This is a genomic window from Phenylobacterium sp., from assembly GCF_031425575.1.
Lineage (GTDB): Bacteria > Pseudomonadota > Alphaproteobacteria > Caulobacterales > Caulobacteraceae > Phenylobacterium.
Genome location: NZ_JANPJP010000358.1, coordinates 51,764 through 60,109 on the forward strand (window position 1 = coordinate 51,764; position 8,346 = coordinate 60,109).

General features: G+C 67.5%; 6 protein-coding genes. 2 read left to right on the plus strand and 4 right to left on the minus strand.

Annotated features, from left to right (window positions below; translation table 11 throughout):
* Positions 1 to 3: 3 nt before the first annotated feature.
* The 3 genes from RMO97_RS20105 to pepN all read right to left on the minus strand — a co-directional run bounded on the left by RMO97_RS20105 (position 4) and on the right by pepN (position 5,882).
* Entirely contained in the window at positions 4 to 2,535 is a 2,532-nt protein-coding gene (locus tag RMO97_RS20105) for an ATP-binding protein (protein ID WP_310542781.1), read from the minus strand.
* A gap of 100 nt (positions 2,536 to 2,635) precedes the next feature.
* Entirely contained in the window at positions 2,636 to 3,154 is a 519-nt protein-coding gene (locus tag RMO97_RS20110; RefSeq protein WP_310542782.1) for a response regulator, read from the minus strand.
* Between the two features lie 109 nt (positions 3,155 to 3,263).
* On the minus strand, positions 3,264 to 5,882 hold the full coding sequence (gene pepN / locus RMO97_RS20115; protein WP_310542783.1) for an aminopeptidase N: 2,619 nt from the start codon (positions 5,880 to 5,882) through the stop codon (positions 3,264 to 3,266).
* Positions 5,883 to 6,076: 194 nt separating this feature from the next.
* On the opposite strand from pepN, the gene RMO97_RS20120 reads away from it, so the two are divergent.
* Complete coding sequence (locus tag RMO97_RS20120; RefSeq protein ID WP_310542784.1) at positions 6,077 to 6,724, plus strand: OmpW family outer membrane protein; 648 nt, start codon at positions 6,077 to 6,079, stop codon at positions 6,722 to 6,724.
* Positions 6,725 to 6,728: 4 nt separating this feature from the next.
* Here the strand turns inward: RMO97_RS20120 and RMO97_RS20125 are convergent, their stop codons facing one another.
* Entirely contained in the window at positions 6,729 to 7,304 is a 576-nt protein-coding gene (locus tag RMO97_RS20125; RefSeq protein ID WP_310542785.1) for a hypothetical protein, read from the minus strand.
* 142 nt (positions 7,305 to 7,446) lie between these two features.
* On the opposite strand from RMO97_RS20125, the gene RMO97_RS20130 reads away from it, so the two are divergent.
* On the plus strand, positions 7,447 to 8,346 hold a 900-nt coding region (locus RMO97_RS20130), incomplete at its 3' end, for an acyl-CoA dehydrogenase family protein (RefSeq protein WP_310542786.1).

Below are 8,346 nucleotides of genomic sequence, written 5' to 3' on the forward strand. Positions count from 1 at the left end.
CCTCTAGGCGGCGGCGACCCCGGCCAGGGCTGCGCCCGTCTGGCGGATGGGCAGGGAAAAGCTGACCATGGTGCCCTCGCCGGGGGCGCTCTGCATATCCAGCGATCCGCCGTGCATCTCCACCAGGGATTTCGTCAGCGCCAGGCCCAGGCCTGTGCCCTGGGTGGTCTTGGAGTGCTGGTTCTCCACCTGCTCAAAGGGCCGCGCCAGGCGGGCCAGGTCGTCCTCGGCGATGCCGATGCCCGTGTCCTGCACGCTGATGCGGATGCGCTCACCCAGGGGGTCGTGGCGGCCCTCGGCGCGGATGGTCACCCGGCCGCCGCGCGGGGTGAACTTGATGGCGTTGGAGAGAAGGTTCAGCAGGATCTGCTTGACGGCCCGGTAGTCGGCCTCGATCTCCGGCAGGTGCTGCGGGAAGTCGATGGCCAGGGCCAGGCCCGTCGCCTCGGCGCGGTTGCGCACCAGCCTCACAGCGTCCTCCGCCACTTCCTCAAGGGCGATAGGCTCGAACTTCAGGCTCATCTTGCCCGCCTCGATCTTCGACATGTCGAGGATGTCGTTGATCAGGGCTAGCAGGTGCTGGCCCGAGGACAGGATGTCTTGCGAATAGCCCTTGTAGCGCTGGTCGCCGAGCGGCCCGAACATCTCCTGGACCATGATCTCGGAGAAGCCGTTGATGGCGTTCAGCGGGGTGCGCAGCTCGTGGCTCATATTGGCCAGGAACTCGGACTTGGCCTTGTTGGCCCCCTCGGCCCGGACCTTCTCCATCTCGTACTTGCGGGCCAGTTCGGAGAGCTGTTCCTGGCTGCGTTCCAGACCGACGACGGCCTTCTGCAGCGCCTCTTCGTTTAGGCGCCGCGCCTCTTCCTGGGTCTTGATGGCGGTGATGTCAGCGGCGCTCATCACCAGGCCGCCCTCGGCGGTGCGGCGCTCGGAGATCTGGATCCAGCGGCCGTCATTGAGCTCGGCCTCGCGCACGCCCTTGCGGCCGTCGGACGCGTCCATCTCCTGCCTGATGGCCAGCTGGGCGAAGCGGTTCACCTGCTCGCGCGACGCGCCGGGCTTCAGCAGCCGCGGCTCCAGCGAGAAGAAGGTCCGGTAGTTCTTGTTGCACATCAGCAGGCGGCCGTTGCGGTCCCAGAGGACGAAGGCCTCCGATACGCTCTCGATGGCGTCGCGCAGGCGGTTCTCGGCGGCCTGGGCGCGGGCCTGGGCCATGCGCTCCTCGGTGACGTCCAGGGCGACACCGATGATCCGAGAATAACCATCGCGGTCCTTGTCGCCAAAGGCCTGGCCACGGGCGTCGATCCAGGTGGGCCTACCTCCCTGCATCGACGGCACGCGGAACGAGACGTCGAAGCCGCCATAGACCGCGGCGGTGGACAGCGCCTGGCGCAGGCGGTCGCGATGGTCGGCCGACACGCGTTCCAGCACCGCCTGGCCATCCACGATGCCGCCGCCGCCCCAGCCGAAAATGGCGCCGGTGACGTCAGACATGAACATCCTGTCGTTGGAGAGGTCCCACTCCCAGATGCCGCAGCGCGCCGCCTCCACCGCCAGCCGGAACCGTTGCTCGGAATCGACGAAGGCCTTCTGGGCGCTCTCCACCCGGTTGCTCTGGTTGAGCAGCAGGAGGCCCAGCAGGAAGGCCGCGGCCAGCGGGGTCAGCAGCCAGGCCAGTTGCTCGGTGGAGGTCTGGATCTCCATGGGCGCCGAGCTCGCGGCGGCTAGCACATAGAGGCTTCCGCCGAGGGCGGGGCGAGCGGCGAGGTCCAGCGAGGCGCCGTCCGGCCCCTGGGCCCGGCTCAGGCCGCCGTCCAGCTTCAGCTCTTCCGGCGTGGTGGCGAAGGCGGCGTTGACGGTGTCGGCCGCGCCCACGCCGTTGGCCGGGCTGGCGACGAGGATCCGCCCCTCCGGGGTGGAGACGGCCTCGGGCCTGGTCTTGGAAAGCCAGGCGCCCAGATGTGTCGGATCTCCAGCCGCCACGATCCAGCGCTGGCCCTTGGTGGTGGCGGCCGAGGTGGCGGCGGCCAGGGCGGGGGCGCTTTGGCTGGTGACGCCCTGCCAGACTTCACGCCTGGAGCCCTCCGCGCCCTTGGCCATTTCCTGCCAGTTCAGGCCACCCGGCGGGCCGGCGACCGCCACGATCTCATCCTCGGAGATCACCGCGATGGCCACGGCGGCGCCGGCGGAGGCGCGCAGGCCGCTCTCGGCGGCGGCCATGGGTTGGTCGCCGTCCCGCTGGAGCGCCTCGCGCGCCGCCAGCAGCCCGCCGCGTAGAGCCGCCGCCTCGGCGTCAAGGTGAGCGGCCACGGCCTCGGCCCGGCTGGGCAAGGCGGCGTTGGCGGCGGTGGTGATCTGCGGTTCCCGCTGGATGCGGGCCACCGCAAAGGCCGTGTAGACGGCCAGCAGCAGCAGGGTGGAGAGGATGGCGATGCGGGCGAAGGTCTGGGTCGGCAGCGCTCGGACGCCGGGCGCGTTGTCGCGCCCCTGAGGCCGAATGGCCTCGGCGTCCTCACCCCCGCGTCTGGCCAACGCCCGTCGCTCCTAAACCCGAGTCACCCAATATGCGAGTCTAGGCGAGCGCTCCCCCCGCGTCACGAGAGTCATAGGGTCACATCGCTGTCGAGCGTCGCTATTTACGCCTGCGATCCTTGCGGCGCTCGGGACCCTTGTACTTCGGGTCGTCCACCCGCCGCCGGTCGGGACCGAAATAGCCCGAGCTCGACCGCACATAGGCGCGCGGATGATCGATCACCGCCATGATCCGCTTCATCAAATCGGCGGGTGTGAAGGGCTTCACGCAGAACTCGTTCACCCCGGAGTCGCGGGCGGCGTAGACCCGCTGGCGATCGGCATGGCCGGTGAGCATGATGATCGGAACATAGGGCGTCGGGCTGGTGTCTTCCTTACGCAGCCACCGGGCCAGAGTGACGCCTTCTTCCTCGCCCATCATGTAGTCGAGAATGATGATGTCGATCATCGCCGCGCCCGGCAGGGTGCTGGCTTTGATCTTGGCCCTCGCCTCGGCGATGGTCTTGGCTTCCACGACGGAGTCCACGCCGAACCCCCGCAGCATCGTCTTGACCAAGTCGATGGCGTGGATGTTGTCGTCAACGACCAGGAAATTGATGCGGCTGAGCGAGATGGACATCTACGGCAGTTTCCCTAGGTCAGGCGGGTGGGCGCCGGTCTGCGCCAGCATCGTCCACAGGGCTGATTTTCAACAAGATTCGGGTCGGCGGCAATCGCCGATACCGGGCCTACTCCGCGAGGGCCTTGGTCGCCAGCTCATAGACGTTCTTGGATAGACCTTCGGTCGCGGCGATACGCTGGAGCTCCGCCTTCATCAATGCCCCCAATTCGGGGGCATAGCGACGCCAGCCGCCCAGCGGCTCCACGAACCGCGCGGCGGTCATGGGGTTGAACCCATCCACCGCCAGGATGATGTCGGCCAGGAAGCGGTAGCCGGCGCCGCTGGGGTCGTGGAAGCGGGCCGGATTGCCGGTGGCGAAGCCGGAGACCAGGGCCCGCAGGCGATTGGGGTTCTTCTGGTCGAAGGCGGGGTGGGCGGTGAGCCCCATGACCCGACCAAGAGCCTCCTCAGAAGGGTCGCGGCCCTGCAGAGAGAACCACTTGTCGATGACCAGGGGCTCGTTCTTCCAGCGTTCGTAGAAGTCCGCCAAGGCTGAGTCGAAGGCTTCGCCGCCCAACTGCATGAGGGCGTTCAGGCCCCCCATGGTGTCAGTCATGTTGATCGCGGCCCGGTAGTGTCCGTCAGCCAGGGTGGTGATCTCGGCGCGGGGATTGGCGGCGAGCAGGTCCAGGGCGGCGTTGCGCAGGGCGCGACGCCCGGCGCTCGCGGCGTCCGGTGAGAACTCTCCCAGTTCCTGTAGGCCGATATGCAGGCGCTTCAGGTCGTCTTCCAGGTGTAGGGCCAGCCGTGTGCGCAGGGCCTCGCGCGCCTCATGAATGGCGGCGGGGTCGGCGGGCTTCATGGCCATGGCCAGGTCCGCCTCGGACGGCAAGGCGAGCAGCAGCGCCTTGAAGGCCGGATCGGCGGCCTGGTCGGCCAGGCCGCGGCCCAGGGCCTCGGCATAGCGTTCCTCGCCCACCTCGTCGGGCCGGCCGGCCGCGCGGCTGGAGATCAGGGCGCGGGCCAGATCCTGACCGGCCTCCCAGCGGTTGAACAGGTCCGGGTCGCCGGCGAGTTGGACGTAGCGGTCCTTGGGCTGGGCGTCGGTCTCCAGGGTCACGGGCGCCGAGAAGCCGCGCAGGGCCGAGACCACGGGCGGGGAATCAACGCCAGTGAAGGTGACGCTGGTGGAGGCGCCGTTGAGCACCACCACCGTCTCGTCCAGGGCCGTCCCGTCGCGCACGAAGGCCTGGGTGCGGCCCTCGCCGTCCAGCAGGCCGATGCGGACCGGCAGCGGCAGGGGACGTTTGGTGGGTTGGCCGGGCGTGGGCGCGGTGGCCTGGGTCAGGTCGATCTTCAGGGTGCGGGCGTCGGCGTCATAGCTGTGCTTCAAACTTACCTCCGGCGTGCCAGCCTGCTCGTACCAGGCGAAGAACTCGGTGAGGTCCTCACCAGTGACGTCGGCGAAGCAGCGGATGAATTCCTCCACCGTGGTGGCATGGCCGTCCCAACGGTCGAAATAGAGGTCCATGCCCTCCCGGAATTTCTCATCACCGATCAGGGTTTTGAGCATCCGGATCACTTCGGCGCCCTTCTCGTAGATGGTCGCGGTGTAGAAGTTGTCGATCTTCAGGTAGCTGCCGGGGCGCACCGGGTGCGCCAGCGGGCCCTGGTCCTCGGAGAACTGGCGGGCGCGCAAGGTCTTCACGTCCTTGATGCGCTGGACCGCCTCGCCGCGCATGTCGGCGGAGAAGCTCTGGTCGCGGAAGACCGTCAGGCCCTCCTTCAGGCACAGCTGGAACCAGTCGCGGCAGGTGATGCGGTCGCCGGTCCAATTGTGGAAGTACTCGTGGGCCACGACGCTTTCGATGCGCTCATAGTCGAGATCCGTGGCGGTCGCCGGGTCGGCCAGCAGCAGGGAGGAGTTGAAGATGTTCAGCCCCTTGTTCTCCATCGCCCCGAAGTTGAAGTCGCGTACGGCGACGATCATGAACAGGTCCAGGTCGTATTCGCGGCCGAACACCTCCTCATCCCACTTCATCGAGCGCTTCAGCGCGTCCATGGCGTAGGCGGCGCGGTCGGACATGCCGGGGTCCACATAGATCTTCAGATCGACGGTGCGGCCGCTCATGGTCACCAGCTTGTCGGCCAGTTCGTCCAGCTCGCCGGCCACCAAGGCGAACAGATAGGCGGGCTTGGGGAAGGGGTCGTTCCAGACGGCGTAGTGACGACCGCCAGGCATGACGCCGGATTCCATCAGGTTGCCGTTGGAGAGCAGGCGGTGGAAAGCCTTGTCGGCCTCGACCCGCACGGTGAAGCGCGACAGCACGTCGGGGCGGTCGGGGAACCAGGTGATCTTGCGGAAGCCCTCGGCCTCGCACTGGGTGCAGAAGCGGCCGCCGGACATGTAGAGCCCGTCGAGGGCCTTGTTGGCCTCCGGGTCGATCTGGACCTCGGTTTCCAGCACGAAGCTGTCGGGGACATTGGGCACGGTGAGATATTCGGCGTCGATAGTGCGCTCGCTCTCGTCCAGCACCTTGCCGTCCACGGCCACCGAGATCGGCTTGAGCCGTTCGCCATTCAGCACCAGGGGCTCGGCGTGCTCGCCGTTGCGGGTGATCGACAGGCGCGCCTTCACCCGGGTGGCGTTGGGCGCCAGGTCGAAGACCAACTCGGTCGTGTCGATCCGGAAAGCGGGCGGGCGGTAGTCGGTGAGCCGGATGGGCTGGGGTGTCTCTGTGCGCATCCCCAAGGATTTAGGCCATCCCGGTCGCCAGGGCGAGCGCCGCGGCTGCGAAAGTCGCGCCGACCGCCATGTCGCCTGCGCGACGAACAACAGGCGTCAAACGGTTGTTTGAGTTTTGTCAAAGCTGAGCTTGCGAGATGGCGCGATGTCCCCACCAGCACGGCGCTCCCTCCGTGCCTTGAGGGGAAAAGAAGATGAAAGTCACCACCTACGCCCTGGCCCTTGGCGCGGCGCTCGCCCTGGCCGGAACCGCCCAAGCCCAGGACTTCCAGGTCAAGGAAAAGGGTCTCCTGATGCTGAACGTTCGCGCCACGGCGATCTCGCCGACGGCCGACGACGCCATCACCACCGCCGCGGGCGCGCCCACCGGCCTGCACGTCGACGTCAAGGACGACTACAAGCCGTCGCTGGGCCTGTCCTACTTCCTCACCGACCACGTGGCGGTCGAGGTGATCGCCACCACCAGCCAGCACACCATCAAGGCGCAGGGGCCGGGAACCGACGTCACCGTGCACAAGACCTGGGTCCTGCCGCCGGTGGTCTCGCTGGAGTATCACTTCGCACCGACCGCCAAGGTCAGCCCCTATGTAGGCGCCGGCGTGAACTACATGCTGTTCCACAGCGGCAAGGATCAGAACGGCTTCAAGGTGGAGCTCGACGACGGCTTCGGCTACGCCCTGCAGGCTGGCGTCGATGTCGCGGTCAAGGGACCGTGGAGCGCCAACGTCGACGTCAAGAAGGTGTTCTTCGAGACCGACGCCAAGATCAATGGCGGCGCGCTGAAGTCCAAGGTGAAGCTTGACCCCTGGGTGCTCTCGGTGGGCTTCGGCTACAAGTTCTAGCCCGCTACTCGGCGGCGTGGGGAGCCGATTCAGCTATCGGCTCATCCACGCTGGCCGGGACCTCCTTGAGGTACTGGTCGATCTTCATCGCCTGTTCGGCCAGGCGCTGCAGCTCGGGCGGCGCTCCGGGGGTCTCTTCGATCATCGCCATCAGGCGCCGGGCGACGGACAGCAGGCGGGGCGACGAGGCGATCAGCCGGGCCTGGAATTCGATCTTGTGGGGATCGCGGTCGTACTCGGCGCCCGGTGTGCGCCAGCCGCCCCAATCATTGGCGTCTGTGACCACCACCGGGTAGCTGCCGGGATAGGGGTGGTGGCGGCAGTTGTCCGGCGTCTGCCACTTGTTGCGGGCGCGCAGCAGCCGCCAGTTGGCGCCGTCCTCGGCCAAGGTGTCCTCGGAGTCCTGCTCCGGCTTAAGCTCATGGGCCTGGAAGTCGCGGCCCAGGCCGACGTCGTAGGTGACCCGCACGGGCTCGTCGAAGCCGCGCGCCCAGACCGGCACCAGCTTTTCGACGATCGCCCAGGCGCCAACGCTCTCGACCCAGACGCGCTGGTTCTTCTGGAATATCGCCTTGGCCATCCGCACGCCCTTCGAGCTCGCCCACAGGTGCGCATAAGAGCCTGAAATCCTTGACGCGAGGTCAATCTTTCCACGGCGCGCGAGGCGCGTATGTTGACGCGCGAGGAAACTTCAACCGGCCGGAACCGGCGGATGGGCGAGCATGAATTTCGATTTTTCGGATGACCAGAAATCCCTGAAGGGCGAGGCGCGCAGGTTCCTCGAAGCCAACTGCCCCACCAGCCGCGCCCGGGGCGTGCTGGAAAACAGCACCAGCGGTTATGACGCCGACCTGTGGAAATCGGTGGCCGGCCAGGGCTGGCTGGGCGCGGCCATTCCCGAGAAATTCGGCGGCCTGGGCCTTGGCCACCTGGAGCTCTGCGTGATCGCCGAGGAACTGGGCCGCGCCGTGGCGCCAATCCCCTTCGCGTCGACCGTCTATTTCCTGGCCGAGGCCATCATGCTGGCCGGCAACGACGAGCAGAAGACCTACCTGCTGCCCAAGATCGCCGCCGGCGAAGTCATCGGCGCCATCGCCACCTCCGAAGGGCCTGGCGCCACGACGGCGGCCACGCTGCAGGCCACGGTCACCGACGGCAAGCTGACCGGCGTGAAGATCCCGGTGACCGACGGCGACATCGCCGACGTCGCGCTGGTGCTGGCCAAGGAGGGCGGCAAGCCCGGCCTCTATCTGGTGGAGCTGGCCGGCCAGGGTGTCACCTGCGAGGCGGTGAAGACGCTCGATCCCACCCGCGACGCCGCCAAGCTCACCTTCAAGGATGCGCCCGTCCGCCGCGTGGGCGCGGCCGGCGCCGGGATCGAGCTGGTGGAGCAGGTCTTCGACCGCGCCGCTGTCCTGATCGCCTTCGAACAGTGCGGCGGGTCAGACCGCTGCCTCGAGATGGCCAAGGAATACGCCCTGGAGCGCTACGCCTTCGGCCGGGTCATCGCCTCGTATCAGGCCATCAAGCACAAGCTGGCCGACATGTACGTCAAGAACGAGCTCGCCCGATCCAACGCCTATTACGGAGCCTGGGCGCTCAACACCAATGCGCCCGAGCTG